The organism is Lacrimispora sp. 38-1 (assembly GCF_049890855.1).
Classification (GTDB): domain Bacteria; phylum Bacillota; class Clostridia; order Lachnospirales; family Lachnospiraceae; genus Lacrimispora.
This window is the reverse complement of record NZ_JBANEW010000073.1, coordinates 180,948-200,651: the sequence shown is the minus strand read 5'-3', so window position 1 is coordinate 200,651 and position 19,704 is coordinate 180,948. Positions and strand designations below refer to the sequence as shown.

Genomic DNA, 19,704 nt, shown 5'->3' with positions numbered 1-19,704 from the left:
TAATACCTCCCACTCTGATTAATATACGTCCTTATTACTTGCCTGCTGTTTTCATATATGCATCATAGCATTTCTGATAACGTGCAATATAGTCATCCACTCCCATATCCTTTAATTTGCTGATATAATTGCCCCACTCTTTGTCTATATCCATATTTCCAGTGATGAACTGAACCGTAGCCTGATTTACATATCCACCAATGGTCAGTGTATATTCCGAAATGGCCCGACTATCATCCCCTTCGAATGCAAAGTTTGGAATCAGGGTGTTAATATCCGGTGAATATTTCTCATATTTTTCTGCTGCCTTCTGGAATACATACTCTACATCCAGATCTGGATTCTCAATCTTTAAGGCAGAACGGTAATCAATGTTGCTGGATCTTACCATAGCATCGGCAGTGTAGGCCTTGTGAGCATAATTTCTTGGAAATCCGTTTCCTACCCAGTCAAAATCATCGGGAATTGTATGTGTTTCATATTTGGGAACACCATCACCCAAAGAAGTTCCCTCTGTTGTCCAATCCCAGCCAAAACCTTCTGGTCCATATGCCTGTACATTGGAAGCTTCTTCTGATGCCATGAAATCAAATAATGCTGCTGCAATAACAGGGTATTTGCAATTTGCTGAAATGCTTCCTATAGAAGAACCAAAATAAGTAGCAATACTTCTGGCCGCCAGTCTGACCCCATCAGGTCCTGCAACAGGCTCAAGGCATGCCCAGTTTTGCCAGTCACCAGGTTTTTTAGCCCAGAAATTATCTCCGTCCGCATTCACACCGCCATCTGCATATAATCCAACCAGATGGTCAGTATTATTTAAAGCAGAATCAAACTGGGTATTATCCTGAGTAAATGTCTGATTATCCAGTAAACCTTCTTTATATAGCTTATTCATATATTTAAGGGCATCTTTATACTGGTCTTTCATTACGTTATACTCAATTTTTCCATTATTTACGACAAAACCGGCTGCTACCGTAGGGTTCGTATTGCTTAACGGATTGTTACACTGTACAAAGGAATTAATCATCCAGACAGTCGGATCGGTTGCCCAGCCGCCGATATAACCGGTCATAGGTATTTCATCTGCTGCACCGTTGCCATTGGGATCCTGGGTTTTAATTTTTTTCATGTAATCATACAGTTCATCTGTGGTCTGAGGCACCTTACCTTCATTGAGTTTTTCTACCCAGGGCATATAGATCCACATTCTGTTCTGGAACATATTATGGAAGCTTTCATTCTCATCACCATATGTATAGATGTTTCCGTCGGTCATCGTAAGATCCGCTTTTCTGGAAGGACTTCTTTCATTATTGGCATTCCAGTTGGGTGCGTCTTTTAGATAATCATTTAAGGGAATGATCAGCCCCTGTTGTCCATAAGACTGTACTTCTGATTTTGTCCAGTTGGTGGCCAGGAATATATCCGGAAGGCTGGCTGCATCTGTCATAACAAGATTTAATTTGGTTTTTGCATCATCACCATCTAAATCATATACATAATTCAGATGAATATTGGTTTTTTCCTCCAGCCAGTCGGTTACATAGTTATCCTGATACGTACCGCCGCCTGTAGCTGTCGCATATACAAAAACAGTTAATTCCAGTTTTTGCTTTAATGGAAAAGTCACATCTTTAACGGATTTGAAATTAAACGCATCTTCAGAAGATGTTGATTTCGTATCGTCTGTTTTGGCATCGGAAGATTTCGTGCCGGATTTCTGGCAGCCTCCTAACAGGGATACTACCATAGCGGCTGAAGCTATGATTGATATGATGCGTTTGTTAAAAAACCTTCTCTTTTTCATAGTATTTTCTCCTCATTATTTATATATAAAGTTAAAAAGGGTTCACTCAACCTTTAACAGAACCGATCATAACGCCCTTTACAAAGTATTTCTGTACGAAAGGATAGGCAATCATTAATGGAAGGCTGCTGATAATAATTGTTCCATACTTTAGCATTTCACTTAAATTCCGGTTTTTTGCTACCATCATGGGATCCACATTTGCGGAAGACAGATCCACCTGGGACATCAGAATTATTTTTCTGAGTACCAGCTGTAATGGATATTTATCCACTGAATTAATATAAATCATAGGGTTAAAATAAGAATTCCATAAGGAAACCGTTACCCAAAGACTAAGAACCGCTATGATTGGTTTAGACAAAGGGATCACTATCATGGAAAAGAATTTAAAATCAGAGCAGCCATCCATCTTTGAGGCTTCCAGTAATTCTTTTGGAATCGTCTGATTAAAGAATGTTCTTGCAACAATAACGTTATAGGCACTGACTGCACCGGGCAGAATGACCGCCCACATAGTATTGATCATCTTAAGGTTCTTCACTAACATAAAGGTTGGGATTAATCCGCCGGAAAACATCATGGTAAACAAAAAGAGCCCTGTCACTAATTTTCTTCCCCTGAAATCCTCCCTGGATAAGGGATATGCCGCAAACAACGTCAGGATTATACTGATTAAAGCGCCGCAGACCGTATAAGTAAGTGAATTCTTAAACCCGATCCAGATTGATTTATATTTAAATACTGTTTCATAGCTGTCCAGGGTAAATCCTACTGGAAAGAGTTTAACCTTTCCCGTCATCAGCGCATTACCGCTGCTGAAAGAGCAGCTGATAATATAGATAATCGGATATAACACAACTATTAACAGCAGGGTGAGCAATATATAATTGACGAAATAAACAACCTTATCCTGTGTAATTCTTCTACTCTTCATAATTCCCCCCTTTACATAAAACCAGTGCCTGATACTTTATTGGCGATTTTATTTGCGGCAAGTATCAGAAACAATCCAATCAGGGACTGAAACAATCCAATTGCAGTAGAATATGGATAATCCGGAAAAGTGGAAACCAATGATACCTTATAAGAATAGGTCGTAATAATCTCAGAAGTAATCAGGTTATTCTGGTTCTGCATGGCAAGAACTTTCTCATATCCCACATTTAAGAGACTTCCCATATTTAAGATCATCATAATAACCACCGTAGGTATAATTGCCGGTATATCCACAAACCGAATTCTCTGTAAAAGAGTGGCTCCATCGATAATGGCTGCTTCATGCTGTTCCATATCCACACCGGCCAGGGCAGCAATATAAATAATTGCGCCGAAACCAATTCCCTGCCAGACGCCGGTCCACACATAGAGGGAAGGAAACAATCCAGCACTGCCCAGTACGTTAATTCCAAAATGATTATAAAGTACGCTGCCGATTACACCGGTTCTGTTGTCCATGATTATATTTATAATTCCTACAAATACGATTGTAGAAATAAAATAGGGACAATATGTAATTAACTGAGCTGCTTTCTTAAATAATATATTTTTAGTATAATTTAAGGAAAGTGCCAGCAATATGGAACAGGGTATGCTCACCACCATGGAATAAATGGAAACCACCAGGGTATTGCGGAAACATTCTTTAAAATTGTAATTATTGAAAAATCTTATAAAATTATTAAAACCATAATGATCAGCCCATGGACTATCCCATATTCCCAGACTTACCTTATAATTTTTAAAAGCAAGTATAACACCGTACATGGGACCATAAGAAAAAATCAGTAATACACTTAAAGGCAGTGCGATCATAAGATATAATTGCCAGTGGGCAGCGAAGTATTTCTTAAAGCTTCCTTTCTTTTTAATTTTTACATTAGCTTTATTACGGTTAAGCAATTCATTCACCTCTTCCTTTTCTTTTTTTCATCATTGCACACCACCGGCTAAAAATATATATACAATACTTTTTTCCCACTATTCATATTTTAAGAATCCACTGTTTATAAGGCTTCTACGTCATTTACCAGCACTCCCTATCAGTCCTTATTTTTTTCTGTATTCGGAAGCACTGGTTCCCATTACCCTTTTAAAAGCCCGACAGAAAGAATTGGCCGAACCGTAGCCTACATGATCGGAGATTTCACCGATGGACAAATTCGTCTTTTCTAATAATTCCTTTGCCTTTTCAATTCTTACCCCTTCCATGTAATTAGAAAAGTTAATTCCCAGGGACTGCTTAAATATACTGGATAAATAGGGTTCACTGATACTGAATATATCAGCCACACTGGTAAGTGAAAGATTTTTGTCACCGTAATTAACATCAATATAGGAAGCAATGGAAGCTGTAATTGCTGAAGTATCCTTAAGCTTCTTTTTGTCGCCGACACCTTTACATACCGTCCGGTACAGGTTCAGAGTGAGTGTGAACTGATTCAGCAGTGTTGCATTACTGTTTTCCTCTAATTTATTATAATAGGTACGGTATTCCGATTCATCTGCCCCAATCCGGCGGATTATGCGGAATAACGCTGTCTGCAATTCATTCAAAAGCATATGCTGGAGGTAAACTGGCAGATTGTTCTCTATAAAATACTTTTTAATAATTTCCTCAAGTGCATCATGGAGCCCCTCACTATCCCCAGCCATTACATAATGCATAAGTTTTAGGGAAAAGTCCTGAGGAGGATAGGAAGGAATATTCACAAAATTATTAATATACCAGATGACGGTATTATCAATCTGCCCCTTCTCATTCTGGAACATATACACTGCATTATTATAGGAATCCTTAAGTTCTGTCAGACTTTCCACTTCATTGCCGCCATATACAAAAAACTGCTCCGATACATTGGATGGCATGGCTTCCTTGATTTTCCTGATCTTTCGTTCGGTCTCTTCTTTAAAATACTCTCTGTGTTTCTTATCGATACTCATCAGCAGGACTACCTGATCACCGTCAAGATTCGTATAGAGGCTGTCTGGAAGTATCTCTTTTAATACTTCAATGATTGAAAGAATGCAGGAGTTAATCAGTTTCAGATCATCTTCTACAATTTTATCTATATCCGCATTAAAGCGGAATACAAGGATGCCAAAGACCCTGTCAGTGTGAAGCAGTCCAATATTGCGGGCAATTATGGAAATCTCCTCTTTTGTAGTGAAATTGCCGTATAACAACCGGTTTAAAAAAGCATTCCTCAAAAACGGTTTCTGGCTTTCAATTACTCTTATCATGTCCGTATTGGTATTCACCAGATGTTTAAAAGTCTCTTTTAAGCTTAAAAAAACTGCCTGATGCCCTTTAAACCGTTCCGTACTTTGAGAAACTTCTTTCATAATATCATTAATGGGAGTGGCACTTTTTTTGGACATATAATAGCTTAATATGATTCCCACCGTTATCGCAGTAAAAACAAAAACAGCCAGCATGAACATACTGTACACACTCCTGCTGTTGACTGCCACCATTGGCTGCAGCATATAATATTCCAAACCGGATTTGTCTGAAGCATACCGGATTACCAGATATTTTTCTTTATTAAGGATTACTGTCTGATTCTCAGGATTCTCATTATGGGTGATGACCATGTCAACTGCTCTGCTCACATCCTCCTGGGCTGTGGTTTCCGGTTCACCCTGAGCTTTATAGTAAAGCAGCCTGCCGTGAAAATCTTTTATAAACTGGATACTGTTATCAGCCCGTGCCGGCATTAAGGTTTCTAATACCGTATCTTTAAACATGATCTCAATCCTGCTTTTACCGTTATAATCCCCATAGATCATAGGCCTTGTATATGCAATCATATTTATGGAGGGTTTAGTTTTGTATTTATAAGCTTCCATTGGACTCAATCCATAAATTACTTTATCTTCTTTCATATGCCGGTACCAGTCATCGTAACTTTCATACCTTACCTCATGCAGGTAGAGATCATAGAAATCCTTGTATGTATAGGCGATCTGCTTATTTATTACTGTTTCACTTTTATCAAAAAATATGAAATAGTCAAATATAGACTGATTAATGGCATATAGATCCGGAAGCATTTTGTGTAACTCATAAACCTGATAGGAATTGGGACCATCAAAAGCGGCAGAAATTCTCTTAAAGGAATTAACACCTGTATTAGAGGCAAGACTGTCTCCCAGATAGGAGACTTCATCAAGCATAGTATCCACTAAAACTGCAGCATGTGTTAGCTCTGTTTTCCTCGACTGTATATCGTCATTGCCAATTACTGAAATCATTCTGATATAATAACCGCTACAGATTAATAAAGGGATAAACAGCACAATAAAATACGTCACCATAAATTGATACAAAATGGTATGGGCCTTGGATTTTCTGAATAATTTAAAAGTTCTTTTTCCATTTTGTTTCATGACAGGTCTCCTTATGGGAAATATTATTTTTATGTATGATGCAAATAAAATAAAAAAGGGATGCTGCAAATAAAGTAAAGGAGATATATTTCATGACTGTTTCCTAACGCTCTTTTTATAGTCAGCCACTTATCATCTTATTTCCCGTTACTATAATGCAACAACCCTATTTATTGTTTTAAATTGATAGTGTCAAAACTTTATGTCACAGCATCATTCATGATATCACCCAGCAGATTTCCATCCGTTTAAACACTATTATTACATAAAATTATAAAAACGTGTATATTCAATCCTTAATTTGTCATATACAATTTTTAAGAATTTCATCAATGCTCATCTGTTCTTTACATATACATGGTTTCAAACATTCGGATTCCTGCTGCTGTTGCAAATATCTTCTTCCTGACATTCTCAACTGCCTCCCGGGACATCCCGTCCTCCCATGCATTGACAAGAAAATCAGCTTCTACAAGAATCTGATAATCCTCCCCTTCTATATTTTTGTATGTATGATGGTGACCTACCAGCCAGCAGATCCGCTCAGTCTCTTCCGGAGAATAATCAAGAGACACAAGAAGATCTCTTGCAATGGGCGGTCCCTCCAGCTCCTGGTAATTGCCTGCGCTGCTGTGATATTTTTCTTCGCTTGCCTTAATGCCGATATCATGAACCACGCAGGCTGTCTCCAGTATCCGCTGCTTCTTGGCATCAAGCCCCTCTTCTTCTCCAATCAGCTTACCAAACTGGTATACTTTAATAAAATGCTGAATCCTCTTTGGATCGCCTTTATAATAATCCATCATCTTTTCAATCACATTGTTTATGGTATTCATCCGTTGAGAGCCCTCCTTATTTATTCTGTATTTATCTTACTGAGGCGGAGGGCATTTGTCAACGCACAGAACCAGCATCATCTTTTAATTATGGCTGATGTCAAATTCAAAACTTTTTAAGTCAGCTGTAAGCGCAGCATAATAGGTGCCCCAGGTGCGGATGATAGTCAGCTGATTATCCTTTTTAAGCTTCACTTCCATATTTCCCTCCAAAGCAAACGCCGGGTGGGTGTTTCTAAAACGCATCAACTCAAAAAGTCGTTTCACAACTGGACGATCTGTCTCTTTTGCTATTTCTTCCAGGCTGTAGTAGTGACGATTAATGTCTCTTCCATTTTTTGTCTTTTCCATCAGTTCAATATCATTGGATCCGGCAAGCAGGCCCACATAATATACCTGGGGAATTCCTGGTGCAAAAAACTGAATGGCTCTTGCCAGCAGATATGCATCATCCCTGTCACCAAGTGCAGAATAATAAGTAGTGTTCACCTGATAAATATCCAGATTGTTGTAAGCCGCTGTATTGTATATCTTTTTTACATTGGCTCCCTTGGTAAACATCTTTTCTTTCGTCTCCTCAATCGCCTCATCGGGCATTAAATCCCTGGCATCCACAATTCCGATTCCATCATGGGTATCCAGCGTGGTGAACTGCTTTTTCGGGGACATCTCAAGCCACCGTTTTAAATACACCCCATTTCCCGTATAAAGCGCATTTAAAACAAGCACCGGAAGTGCAAAATCATAGATCCAGAATCCCTGTTTTGCAATTTTCATCTGAATGGTATAATGCTCATGTATTTCAGGCAGAATATCCACTCCCCTTGAGGACACAACATCCTGAATATCGTGGAGCAGCTCCCAGATATCCGGTTCCACAAAAAAACAGTTGGTATTTTTCTTTTTCACAGCATAGGCAAATGCATCCAGACGAATGATGGAAGCCCCATTTTCACACATGCCGGTTAAAGATTTCCGGATGAATTCCTTTGTCGTCTCAGTCCTTACATCCAGGTCAATCTGTTCCTCACAAAAGGTGCACCATATCTTCTCCACATCCCCATTTTTAAACTGGACCTCGGTATAGGGGGCCCGGGGTTTTCGTTTATAGATTAATTCCACCTCTTCTTTTGTGGGTTCACCCTGATCCCAGAAGTCTTTATATCGGATAAACATGTCTCTGTAAGCGGAAAGTTCCTTTTTTTCCTCAAAATCCTTAAAATAAACAGAGCTTCTGGAAATATGATTGACCATAAAATCGAACATCAGGTAATAGTCCCTGCTGATCTTTTTTATATCTTCAAATGTTCCGAATTCTGCATCTGCCTGATCATAGCAAAGAGGAGCAAAGCCTCTGTCTGCAGAAGAAGGGAAAAAAGGAAGAATGTGCACGCCGCCTACTTCATTTTTCAGATATGTGTGCAGCACTGTATCCAGTTCCTTTAAATTCTTACCCAGGCTGTCCGCATATGTAATTAACATTATTTTATTATTCAGTTCCATTCATCCAACTCCTATCTATTCACTTATCCTGATTTTCCTTAACACATGCAGCTGAACGCTTCCCCTGATCCCGGAATACTCAATCTCAGCAGAGCCAGAAACACCATCGCTGTCATTATCTGTAACAGCGTATGTCAGGCCTTTACAAACAAACAATTCAAACACATCCATATCCGCATAAAGCCTTAAATGATATTCTTTTTGTTCCGGCAGCCAGATCCTATGGGGTCCTGCTGTTAATACACGATTGCTAAGATCAACGAAAAACAGAGTCTCAAATACAGACAGCTTAATATACGACTCTCCTGTATCACCCGGCTTTCTGCCGTCTCTGAATACCAGTTCCATCTCAAGCGCCTGCCCCTCACCGGAATAAAGGCTGACGGAACATGGATCAGATACCTGGTCTTCTCCAGTTTCAAGAACTGTCTCAAACGTCTCTCTTCTGAGTTTTTCCAGTTCCTTTGCAGGATTGATACAGATCCGGTACCCTTGAGAAGATGCAGTAAGTGAAAGTTCTCCGGGCAATGATAATATCCCGGCGTAATTCCTGTCTTTCTTTATGCTGGTAATCCAGTTAAGCTGCAAAATGCGGTCTCCTGTCTCCTGAAATGTCTGTGCCGCGTATGGCCTCACAAAGTTTCGGTCAACCTTGTTTCTGCTGTCTTTCATTATGTCATAAAGCTGATATCTGGCTAACCCTTTTCCTTCTTTATTCTTCTCAGCCTGAAAACACTGCCCGTCAAATTCACCGAGACAATAATACCCGTCTGCAGACCATAGAACCCATTTTTTTATTCCATCCTCCTCACAGACAAGTGGAAAGAAATCCGGACATTCCCACATTCCAGGTACTGTGATTTCCTGTATTTTCTCCCACTCATACAAGTCTTTGGAACGGAAGAAATAAAAGGTATCATCAGAAATGTAAAGTACCATGATATAGGAGCTGCTTTCCCTGTGATAAAACACCTTAGGATCTCTGTTTTCCTCTTTGATATGAGGCAGAACAAATTTCTCCCGCCTTTTAAGAGTCTTTCCATGATCCGTGCTCACTGCCATCTTCTGGGTGAACCAGTGATCCTTAGACCAGTGGCTGCGCCCGCCGGCAGAAGTATAAAAATAAGCAATGGCATCGGTCCCAAACCCCAGACAATTGTTCTGATCCATGATAGCTGTCCCGGAAAAAACCGGTCCTTCCTCTTCCGGAAACAAAACATCCTCAGTCTGTGTATAAGACAGGAAATCAGGAGTACTGGTATGTGCCCAATGCATGTTCTCCCATCTCACTCCATAGGGATTATGCTGATGATAAATGTGATAGACCCCATTGTGATAAATCAGCCCATTGGGGTCATTCAGCCACCCAAACGCCGGAGCATAATGAATAAGAGGTCTGCTTTTCCCCGGATTACAAGGTTTTTCATCCCGTACCGCAACATAATCAAACCATCGCTCTCCGTAATCACCTTCTAAAGTCAACGCAGAACCCTGATAAGCCGCTGCATCAAACCATGCATAAAAACGCGGCTCCTCCTCCCCTGTTTCAATGCACATTTCCTGCATCTTTTCACCCTTAAAATAAAAAGATACAATGGAATCTTTCGCTCCCGGAGTGATGGGAATCCATAAATATCTCCCGGTAATACTGATTGTCTTTTTCAACCTGCAGCCCTCTCTTGTTACCTTTTCTCTGTTAAAAAAAGCCCTGTGCCACCCGATATGGAATCACAGGGCTGTTTCCTACGCCTTTACTGCTCCAGCCACAACACCGCTGATAATCTGCTTCTGCAATATTAAATAAATGACAATTACCGGCAGAATGGTCAGCACCAGCCCTGCCATGATTTTTCCCAAATCACTGGAGTAAGTGCCATAAAAGGTATAGGTTGATAAAGGCAGCGTATATAATTTCTTCTTTCCAAGTATCAGGCTGGGGAGAAGATAATCGTTCCAGAGCCATAAGACATCAAGCACAATCAAAGTTGCGGTTGTGGGCTTCAGCAGCGGAAACACGATCTTAAAAAACAGCTGATACGGAGTACACCCATCGATAATGGCCGCTTCCTCAAGGGAAATGGGAACTCCTGAGCGTATAAAACCGTAATAAATAAAAATCGCAAGACCCATGCCAAATCCAATATTCATAAAGATCAGAGTCGACCTCATATTCAGCATTCCAAACATATTCCCATAAATGGATATCAAGGGAATCATAATCGTCTGAAACGGAATGACCATAGCTGCCACAATCAGTGAAAAACTGAATTTCGCTGCGAAGTTCCTGGTTCTTGCAAAGAAATAAGCCGCCATGGAAGCAAACAGGACAATAAACGCCACACTGACAAACGTGATCAGCAGTGAATTGCCAAATGCTCTTAAATAATTCATCTCCCGAAATGCCGAACTGTAGTTATCAAAGGAAAAACCTTTTGGATCTACCAGCATAAGGGGATTCTTTATAATTGTAATTTTCCTTTTAAACGAATTCACAAGGATTAAGAAAAATGGAATCATGTATAAAACCAGCACCGCGGTTAATAAAACCAGTTTCATAAGGTTCATAAAAACTGCTTTTCTTCCGCCTACCACAGTTTTCCCTTTCGCCATCACGCTTCCACCTCCTTCTTCCTGCTTAAATAATACTGGGTGACAGCCACCACTGCAACTACCGCAAAAAGCACCAGTGCCTCCGCCTGACCTAACCCGTACTGTTTGGATTTAAACGCTTTCTGATATACATGAAGAGCTGCCATAATGGTACTTCCATATGGTTCCCCACCTGTTAAGGATACGTTCAAATCATATACCATAAAGCATCTGGTCAGTGTTAAAAATGTACAGATGGAAAATGACTGTGCCATCAGCGGTATCACAATATGCCTCGTCCGCTGGGTATCGGTACACCCGTCAATGCTGGCAGCCTCCATTAAATCTTTGGGCACCCCCACAAAACCTGCTACGTAAATCAGCATCATGTAACCGGAATACTGCCACACGGTAACCAGGATTAAGGCAAAGAACGCTTTTATAGGGTCGGATAACCAGGAACTTTCAAACAGCGGTACAGAAATCATCTCTCCAAAGGCTGTAAATGCTTTGGAAAACACAAACTTCCAGATAAATCCCAAAACGATCCCGCCGATTAAGTTTGGTGTAAAAAATCCAGCCCGGAAAAAGTTCTGTCCTTTCAGTCCGCTGGTCAGTAAATATGCCAGCAGAAACGCAATCACCTGTACCAGGATGGTACTGATCGCCACGTAAGACAAAGTCAGCAGCAGTGCAGACCAGAACCCCCTGTCCTGAAATACTGCTATGTAGTTGGTGATTCCGATCAATTCCTTTTTCTCTGAAATTCCATCCCAGTTGGTAAAGGTTAAATAAACACCATAGATAAATGGAATGATAACGACTGCAAAGAAGAAAAACATCGCCGGACCAGCAAACATCATATATGATTTTATTTTATTGGACATCGCATTTTTTTCCATAAAAGCGTCCCTTTCCTGTCTCCTATTTCTTAGACTTCCAATAGCCTTCCAGATCAGCTGCGAGGCCGGCTCTGTCTGTTTTTCCTCCCAGATATTTCTGTACAAAGCCGCCGCATACAGACCAGTGATCTCCCGGCAGACCATTATACTGGTCAAATGTCAGTCCCGCATCAGCGTATGCCTTTAATGCCTGCCCAAGTTTATTTTCAGGAGAAGCGTTAAAGGTGTTAAAGCATGGCACTGCAAGAATCTGGTTAGCCACAATATCCTGGGCTGTCTTATCATATACCAGCCAGTTTAAAAAGTCCTTTGCAGCCTGGATCTGTTCCGGAGTTGCGTTTTTATCAATCATGATCTGTTTGGAACCAACTGCATTGACCAGGGTGTTGAATTTATCATCCGTTGTGTTCTGAACAACCGGAAGCATGCCAAACTCGGAACTGGAATCAGCAAATCCGGATACAACTTCCCACACCCAGTTGCCGTTAAACCAGAATGCCACGTCTCCTTCTGCGAAATAGGCATTATCTGTATCATAATCTGCTGCAAGGGGATCTTTGCCGTTGATGTTATAGTTCATCAGCACATCAAAGGTGTCAAACAGACTGTTGAATCTTGCATTGTCAATCAGCTTTCCGGATCCGTCCTTTAAGGAACCGATGAAATCTTCTGCCCCTTTGGCAGTTCCATCCTGTTCTTCATACATAAGTCCAAGGTAATGAGCTCCCAGTGACCAGTCCTCTTTGGATATGCAGACCGGTTTTTCCATGCCTGCAGCGACCAGTTCATCACAGATTGCCTTAAAATCATCAAGATTCTTAATGGATTTTTCATCAAAATCCCTGCCCAGTGTCTTTTCAATGGCAGTTCTGTTAAACAAAAGTCCTCTTCCTTCCAGGCTGAATGGGAAGCCATACAGCTTACCGCCTACTTTCACGCCGTATTTGTCTCCGCCGTCAGCCACCCATTTTTCCCCATCTAACGGGAGCGCTTTTTGTTCTGCAAGAGCCACAATATCGTTGCAGTCCATAATGGCCAGTGTAGGGGCATCTCCGGCTGCATACCGTTTCTGGATTGCCTCATAAGGAGAATCTCCCTCTGAGATCGAGGACATCTCCACTGTCACTCCGGTCTTTTCCTTGTAATCCTCAAATGCTGGTTCAAAAAACTTCTCCATACCCGCCTTGGTATTCAAGATGGTGATGGTAACTCCCCCTGTTGAAGTTCCTGTGCTTTTGGACTCTTCTGTCTTGCTGCCCTGTGTGCTTTGTGCTGCCGTACTTCCTTTGTCCCCCTCAAGTGTCTTGTTCCCGCCGCTGCATCCAGCTGCAGAAAGCACCATAACAGCTGCCAGTCCCAATGAAAGAACCTGATTTCGTTTCATTCCAATACCTCCCTGATATTCTGATTTTCCGCAAAATATACCGCCTCATGAAAGCGTCTTTGCGTATGCTGTACCCTGAGTATATTCCTCTCTGCGCCGCATGTCAACCGCTTGACATATTTTCGTGTTATCTACAAATTTTTAATGTTATTTTTTGTGCATTTTTACTAATTATATAATGATTTTTATAGATTATATATTTGTACTTTCAAATTTCAAGCACATTTTCTATAGATCAATCGCTTATAATATTTTACCACTCTTTTCCAAAATAAAAAAGACACTTTCCAGTGTCTTTTTTATTTATGACGAATTCCTTTTCACCAGAGTAACCGGCAGCTTAAACTGTTCCGGAACTGCTTCGTGATCCAAACTTCTCTGTATAAATTCAATGGCCCATTCCGCCATCTCCTTAACCGGCTGTCTGATGGTGGTAATGGTGGGCGTAGTCAGTCTTGCAATATCCACATCATCAAACCCCACCAGCCGTATCTGTCCCGGTATGGAGATGTTCATCTCCGCACAGATCTGAATGGTCTGGGCTGCAATTAAATCGCTGCTTGCAAATATGCCGTCTGCTCCAGGATCAGCCTCAATGGCCTTTCTGATATGCTCATGATAATCCAGAGTATTGTAAATCGTGCTGGTCGCCATAACTTCCCGGTGGCGAACTCCGTATTTCTCACATACAGCTATAAATCCTTCCGCTCTCGCATCTGCAGGCATGTTTTCATTCTTGATTCCGCTTAAGTGAAGCAGATTCTTACAGCCGCAGGATATTAAATGCTCCGTAGCCAGACAGCCTCCCTGGTAATTATCGCACTGGATTCCCACCGTTCCGGCTTCTAAGTTACGTTCTATGGTAATGACAGGTATATCTAAATTCTTCATCTCTTCAATATCAACGTTTCGGCTGCAGAGTACAATCCCGGATACCCGGTTGCTTTTAAACATCTGGATGTATTCCAGTTCCTTTTCATTCTTTTCTTTTGAATTGCACAGCAATATCTTGTATCCTTTATTGGCGGCTGCATTTTCTAAGTTGCTGATAAGTTTGGCAAAGTACGGATGCACAATGTGGGGGACGATGATCCCGATGGTATTGGTTCTCTGCATGGAGAGAGACCGTGCCAGTTCATTGGGCTGATAATTCAGCTCCTTCATGACATCGTAAACCTTTTTTCTGGTCTGCTCACTGATATAGCCCCGGTTATTAATGACTCTCGAGACAGTGGTGACCGTAACTTCTGCCCGTTCGGCCACATCTTTAAGAGTTGCCATTGGTCAATCTCCTCCTGCTGTCCTTTATTCTTAAAATCAAATTTCGGGTTCAGTATACCATATTGCCCGGCTATGGTCCAGTATAATCCCACTCCAGACAATATTTCTTTCCCTGCCGTCTCTATGCCTGATGCTTACTGATACGGACTGCCATATATTCCTTCCCCGGCAGTTTCACTTTACAGTTAAAATCCTCTTATTTTACCAGCTACTTTTTTAATATTTTCAACGTCAAGCCCTGTTGTAGGATCACCTTTTGGCGGTGAGAAAGGCGTATAACCGCCAAAGGACTCTATGCAAATTGCCGAGTCGATAAGTTCAGGTGCAAAGTTAGACTTAATTGTTTTTTGAATCGTATCAGGGTAGGCATTACATAGAAAATATACAGTCTGCTTTTTCAATAACACCTCCTGGTTCTCCCGAATAAAATTCTTCACAGGTTTGTAAAGCTTCCCCATTCGTACACCGGAGCCAATTACAATCATGTCATAATCATCCAGCGCCGGAATTCCATGGTTAAGATCAAAAACTGTGCTCCCCGAAAGTTCTTTTTGTAAAAGCAAAGAACACTCCCTGGCTGCACCGGATTTTGAAGCATAGGTTATTAAAATTTTCATATTAAATCCTCCTTATTTCATAGTGGCACCTGTAATTGCATCTATTCCTGAATCCTTGGCGTCATGAAAGGCAATATAACCGGTGTTTTTATATTTATCCCAATTTTGCCGGCTTTGTTCAAGAAACCATTTCATGAGATCCGGCTCTGCTTTCCCGACCTTGATGGCATCTACTTGATTACTATTACCAAACCAGGCCGCCATTTGTTTTAGTTCATCCCATTGATCTAAATTCATACCTGTAGTGAATAACAGGATTGATTTATTTTCAATGGACTGATTGGTAACATAGCTTTCTAACTGAAAAGAAATTCTGCTCATATACACAGGTGTACCAAAAGCGATCAGATCAAAGCCGTTTAAATCATAAGTAAGCTCTTTTGACGGGTAATTGATTGTTACTCGATAACCCTGATCCGCTAATTGTTTCGCCAATTCCATTGTTACATTCGTTGTTGTTTCATTATTTGAGGGCTGGTAAATGATAAGTGCCTGCTTACTGCCCTCTCCAAAGATCACTTCATCCGACGGATGTTCCCGATTTAATCCACTCATGACTGAAAAAAGCCATCCGCCAACTGATAATGCCGTAATACCCAGAATAATGAAAGCTATCATTACAAGTTTAAACCCAAGGGTATGTTTTTTTTTGGTCATATCTATTATCATTCCTTTCCGAAAATATTGTCTACAAGTTGATCAATTACGGTATCCCACATTCTGTAATCATTGAAATCAAAGCCGAAATAGGTAGTAAATTGTTCTTTGTTCAGGAAAAATACCTGCAGGGGAAATAACAGTTGGAAAGTCAATAGTTTTAATGTCATATCAGTTTTCTTTTCTCCAAAGTATTCCCGAAAAGTTGGCAGCAACATTTGACTTGTATAAACACTCCCCTGTTTCAGCTCGGTTGTCATCTTAATTTCTGCAAGTGAGGGATTCTGATAGCAAAATTTATAGAATTTCTTAAGCATATTTTTTAATCGTTCTGAAGGAATCGAAGAATCTTTCTGACATAACAGAGTGGCTCCGATATCGGCCAGACACTTATCTGCGGCCAATCGTATCAGATTTTCTTTCGATTGGAAGTAGTAGTTAATTAATGCGCTGTTGACTCCCGCTAGTGATGCAATCTCACGATTGGTAACTTTCGTAAGGTTTTTATTTTCCATTAAAAGATGCTCAACAACCTCCAGGATTTTTTCTTTTGCTGCTGTTTTTTCATCCATCTTTCGATTCTCCTTCTTTTATGTTTGTACATTGCCTTGATAAACTGAGCAAGGTGTATATGTTCGGATTGTAATTATCCATTTTTAATAAAATAAATGTTTCTTCGAGAGCGGATAAAATTGGGATAATAATAGTCGGCGGCGGTATATCACCCATCATGATTGCCCATGGGCATATGAAAAAAATAATTATCCCGGTCAATTTATTACCGGCTGTATGGAGCATTCCGAATTGATTGAATTTTCTCTTAGTAATACAAAAGTTTAACAGTCTGATAACCGCTGTAACAAGTCCCCATACGAGTATGATATTTGGGATAATCAGCCCATATGAACCTATCATGCGGGTTATGGAGGTGATTAAAAAAATAAAATCAGCCAGGCTGTCTAATTTTGCTCCCAAAGAAGTTTTGAGCTGATACCGTCTGGCAATATAGCCATCTAGTACATCGGAAAGTCCGCAAAACAAATATATTATTATAAAAAGAAACCAGTTATTATTTACAAACAATAATGCCAAAGATAGTACAATACGAAGAATCGAAAGAAAATTTGGTAAATTTTTCAAATAGTATCCTTTCCTTTATCAATAATTAATCTTGATTTAATTACGATTAATTCTATCACGTATAATCCTGCATGTCAATCATCGTAAGAATATTTTCGTGATCTGAAGCCGGAGCAGCACGATGATTGAAGTGAGGCATGAATTTATACAAAATGGTTCTATATTTCAACAAAAGGCTTTTTTAAATACAATTAATGTCCTGAATTCGACCGAATATGGCCTTCAGAAAAAATCTGACTTTCATCATGATATAATTTAAAAAATAGTATCAGATTTTCTGCAGGACTGCATAAGATACTGTACCATTAATTGAGGAGGAAAACAGATGAATTGGTATGCATTATTTGTCAAAACTGGAACTGAAGAAATCGTACGTGAAGGTATTACTTCACTCCTTAACTTTTTTATTCCTGATAATACATGTGAAATCTTAGTTCCCAAACGTGAAATCATAGAATATAAAAAAGGAGAAAAATCTTGTGTAGTAAAGACGCTTTTTCCAAGTTACGTTTTGGTAGGTACAAATCAGATATTAAAGATTTACGAAATTATCCGGGCTAACAGAGGGGAAAATATCATGCGCTTTTTGCGTACAGATGATTGTTTTCAAAGAATAAGCCAAGAAGAAATCAGCTTAATTATAAGCCTTATTAATGATAGAGGACTTATAGGAATATCCGACGTTTTTGTAGAAAATAATCGGGTTATGATAATAGATGGTCCATTGGTCAATTTTAAGGGATTTGTAAAAAAAATAAACCGCAGAAAAGGCAGGGCAAAAATTGGAATAAATTTTTTAAACAGGAAATGCTATATAGATATCTCGATAAGGTGTCTTGTAACGTATGATAGTAAAGTTATAAAAAATGAACTTTTATTTAGATAAATAATAATGAAGGGCAACCGTATGGAAGCAAGTTATAAAATATATAAAATCAGATGTTCCTATCGTTACTTTATTAACTATACATACATCGTCAGCAACCTGATTTCTAAAGAATGTTTCATTATAGATCCCTCCTGGGAACTGGATAAAATAATTGCAATATTACAATACGAAAATCTAAATTTAAAAGCGATATTATTAACCCATTCCCATATAGATCATACAAATCTTGTTAAACCACTGGCTGATATGTTAAAAATCAAAGTTTATATTTCAAAAGCAGAGGCTGAAGAAACCGGCTTTTCTGTCAATAATTTAATATTGGTCGGGCATCTTGACAAACTACATATCGCAGCAGCTGATGTGATATGCATTCTGACACCCGGTCATACAATGGGAAGTATGTGTTTTTACCTGAATGGCCACCTTTTTACAGGAGATACTTTGTTTTATGAAGGATGCGGCCTATGCCGGGACAGAGCCCGTGCCGGAAATATGTTTGAAAGCATACAATATCTAAAAACAAATATTCCTGAAAACACAAAAATATACCCAGGTCATTGCTACGGTATGCCTCCCGGGCAGTTTTTATATAACTTAATAAATAATAACATTTACTTTTGGATACATGATAAAAATAAATTTATTGATTTTCTTTTAAACTTGGATAACAAAAAAATATTTGATTTTAAATAAATAACAGGAGACTATTTATGGCACAAAAAAATATATTCATATTTTCCGGTCAGGGTACCCAGTATTATCAGATGGGTATGGAGTTATATAATAGCAATGAAGTTTTTCATAAATGGGTCGACCGCCTTGATAAAATTGCAGAAAAAGAACTTCATATCTCCATCGTTGACATTATCAGCCATGGTAAAAAAGGCACTCCTTTCTCCAATTTACTAATAACTCATCCTTCAATCTATATTATAGAAATGGCCTTGGCTCAAACCTTACTTTCCCGTGGAATTAAACCGGATTATGTTTTCGGAAGCAGTCTTGGAGAATTCACAGCCATGGCCATAGCCGGAGTATTAGGCATTGAAGAAAGCCTTTACTGCATTATTTCCCAGGCTAAAATTATAGAAAGCTGCTGCCCCAAAGGCGGTATGCTTCTGATAGCGGACTATCCCGATAAGCTAGATGACTATATTGTAAGTCCGGATCTGTCAATCGGGGTTGTTAATAATTCTCAAAATTTTATAGTATCCGGATATATAGAGCCCATCGAGAGATTAGAAAAAAAGTTAAAGGATAATGATATCTTATGTCTTCGTTTAGATATTGAATATGGATTTCACTCTTTTGCAATAGATATGGCAAAGGAGAAAATAATAAGCTTATATAAAAATATAAACTTTAAGAAACCGCTAATTCCCTATTATTCATCAAACTCAAAAATTGAACGAAATACTTTTGATGCGTATTATTGTTGGGATATCCTTAGAAATCCCATAAACACCGCTGCTGCTATCACCGATTTTCTGACTCGTTCCGGCTTTTATTACATCGATCTGAGCCCTGTCGATACAATTGCCAATTTAATTAAACAAACAGATAAACATTTGACCACATTAAGCTGTCTGACACCATTTGGAAATGAAAGTACAAGATTATCCAACATGATCAATATCTTAGATAAGCAGGTACTATAGATTCAGGAGAGGCAGCACCGTGATTCTTGTTTTAAGACAGCCC

General features: G+C 39.5%; 18 protein-coding genes. 3 read left to right on the top strand and 15 right to left on the bottom strand.

Features of this window, described 5'->3' with window-relative positions; genetic code table 11:
* Positions 1-34: 34 nt before the first annotated feature.
* The 15 genes from V7D18_RS21650 to V7D18_RS21580 all read right to left on the bottom strand — a co-directional run bounded on the left by V7D18_RS21650 (position 35) and on the right by V7D18_RS21580 (position 17,114).
* Positions 35-1,813: a hypothetical protein gene (locus V7D18_RS21650; protein ID WP_426157420.1), complete on the bottom strand. Its 1,779-nt coding sequence runs from the start codon at positions 1,811-1,813 to the stop codon at positions 35-37.
* 46 nt (positions 1,814-1,859) lie between these two features.
* Entirely contained in the window at positions 1,860-2,750 is an 891-nt protein-coding gene (locus V7D18_RS21645; RefSeq protein ID WP_426157418.1) for a carbohydrate ABC transporter permease, read from the bottom strand.
* 11 nt (positions 2,751-2,761) lie between these two features.
* Entirely contained in the window at positions 2,762-3,715 is a 954-nt protein-coding gene (locus tag V7D18_RS21640; protein ID WP_426157417.1) for an ABC transporter permease subunit, read from the bottom strand.
* 147 nt (positions 3,716-3,862) lie between these two features.
* A complete protein-coding gene (locus tag V7D18_RS21635; protein ID WP_426157415.1) occupies positions 3,863-6,205 on the bottom strand; it encodes a helix-turn-helix transcriptional regulator in 2,343 nt (780 codons plus the stop codon).
* Positions 6,206-6,552: 347 nt separating this feature from the next.
* Positions 6,553-7,041, bottom strand: a complete 489-nt coding sequence (locus V7D18_RS21630; protein WP_426157413.1) for an HD domain-containing protein — start codon at positions 7,039-7,041, stop codon at positions 6,553-6,555.
* Positions 7,042-7,125: 84 nt separating this feature from the next.
* Complete coding sequence (gene gtfA, locus V7D18_RS21625) at positions 7,126-8,544, bottom strand: sucrose phosphorylase (RefSeq protein ID WP_426157411.1); 1,419 nt, start codon at positions 8,542-8,544, stop codon at positions 7,126-7,128.
* 15 nt (positions 8,545-8,559) lie between these two features.
* Entirely contained in the window at positions 8,560-10,209 is a 1,650-nt protein-coding gene (locus V7D18_RS21620) for a glycoside hydrolase family 32 protein (protein WP_426157410.1), read from the bottom strand.
* Between the two features lie 78 nt (positions 10,210-10,287).
* Positions 10,288-11,154, bottom strand: coding sequence for a carbohydrate ABC transporter permease (locus V7D18_RS21615; RefSeq protein WP_426157408.1), 867 nt, complete (start codon positions 11,152-11,154; stop codon positions 10,288-10,290).
* On the bottom strand, positions 11,154-12,035 hold the full coding sequence (locus tag V7D18_RS21610; protein ID WP_426157406.1) for a carbohydrate ABC transporter permease: 882 nt from the start codon (positions 12,033-12,035) through the stop codon (positions 11,154-11,156). Before V7D18_RS21610 ends, V7D18_RS21615 begins: the two co-directional genes overlap by 1 nt.
* Before the next feature lie 22 nt (positions 12,036-12,057).
* Positions 12,058-13,419, bottom strand: coding sequence for an ABC transporter substrate-binding protein (locus V7D18_RS21605; protein ID WP_426157404.1), 1,362 nt, complete (start codon positions 13,417-13,419; stop codon positions 12,058-12,060).
* 303 nt (positions 13,420-13,722) lie between these two features.
* Positions 13,723-14,700 carry a LacI family DNA-binding transcriptional regulator gene (locus V7D18_RS21600; RefSeq protein ID WP_426157402.1) on the bottom strand — a complete coding sequence of 326 codons (978 nt, stop codon included), beginning with the start codon at positions 14,698-14,700 and terminating at the stop codon, positions 13,723-13,725.
* 185 nt (positions 14,701-14,885) lie between these two features.
* Complete coding sequence (locus V7D18_RS21595) at positions 14,886-15,317, bottom strand: flavodoxin domain-containing protein (protein WP_426157400.1); 432 nt, start codon at positions 15,315-15,317, stop codon at positions 14,886-14,888.
* A 12-nt stretch (positions 15,318-15,329) separates the two neighbouring features.
* Positions 15,330-15,974 carry a flavodoxin family protein gene (locus tag V7D18_RS21590; protein ID WP_426157399.1) on the bottom strand — a complete coding sequence of 215 codons (645 nt, stop codon included), beginning with the start codon at positions 15,972-15,974 and terminating at the stop codon, positions 15,330-15,332.
* Between the two features lie 8 nt (positions 15,975-15,982).
* Complete coding sequence (locus tag V7D18_RS21585) at positions 15,983-16,546, bottom strand: TetR/AcrR family transcriptional regulator (RefSeq protein ID WP_426157398.1); 564 nt, start codon at positions 16,544-16,546, stop codon at positions 15,983-15,985.
* Positions 16,539-17,114: a CDP-alcohol phosphatidyltransferase family protein gene (locus V7D18_RS21580; protein WP_426157396.1), complete on the bottom strand. Its 576-nt coding sequence runs from the start codon at positions 17,112-17,114 to the stop codon at positions 16,539-16,541. The genes V7D18_RS21585 and V7D18_RS21580 overlap by 8 nt, the downstream gene beginning before the upstream one ends.
* A gap of 325 nt (positions 17,115-17,439) precedes the next feature.
* On the opposite strand from V7D18_RS21580, the gene loaP reads away from it, so the two are divergent.
* The 3 genes from loaP to V7D18_RS21565 are packed head-to-tail and all read left to right on the top strand — an operon-like array spanning position 17,440 to position 19,661.
* Positions 17,440-18,000, top strand: coding sequence for an antiterminator LoaP (loaP, locus tag V7D18_RS21575; protein ID WP_426157394.1), 561 nt, complete (start codon positions 17,440-17,442; stop codon positions 17,998-18,000).
* Between the two features lie 21 nt (positions 18,001-18,021).
* Positions 18,022-18,696 carry an MBL fold metallo-hydrolase gene (locus tag V7D18_RS21570; RefSeq protein WP_426157393.1) on the top strand — a complete coding sequence of 225 codons (675 nt, stop codon included), beginning with the start codon at positions 18,022-18,024 and terminating at the stop codon, positions 18,694-18,696.
* Positions 18,697-18,713: 17 nt separating this feature from the next.
* Positions 18,714-19,661, top strand: coding sequence for an acyltransferase domain-containing protein (locus V7D18_RS21565; protein WP_426157391.1), 948 nt, complete (start codon positions 18,714-18,716; stop codon positions 19,659-19,661).
* Positions 19,662-19,704: the final 43 nt, after the last annotated feature.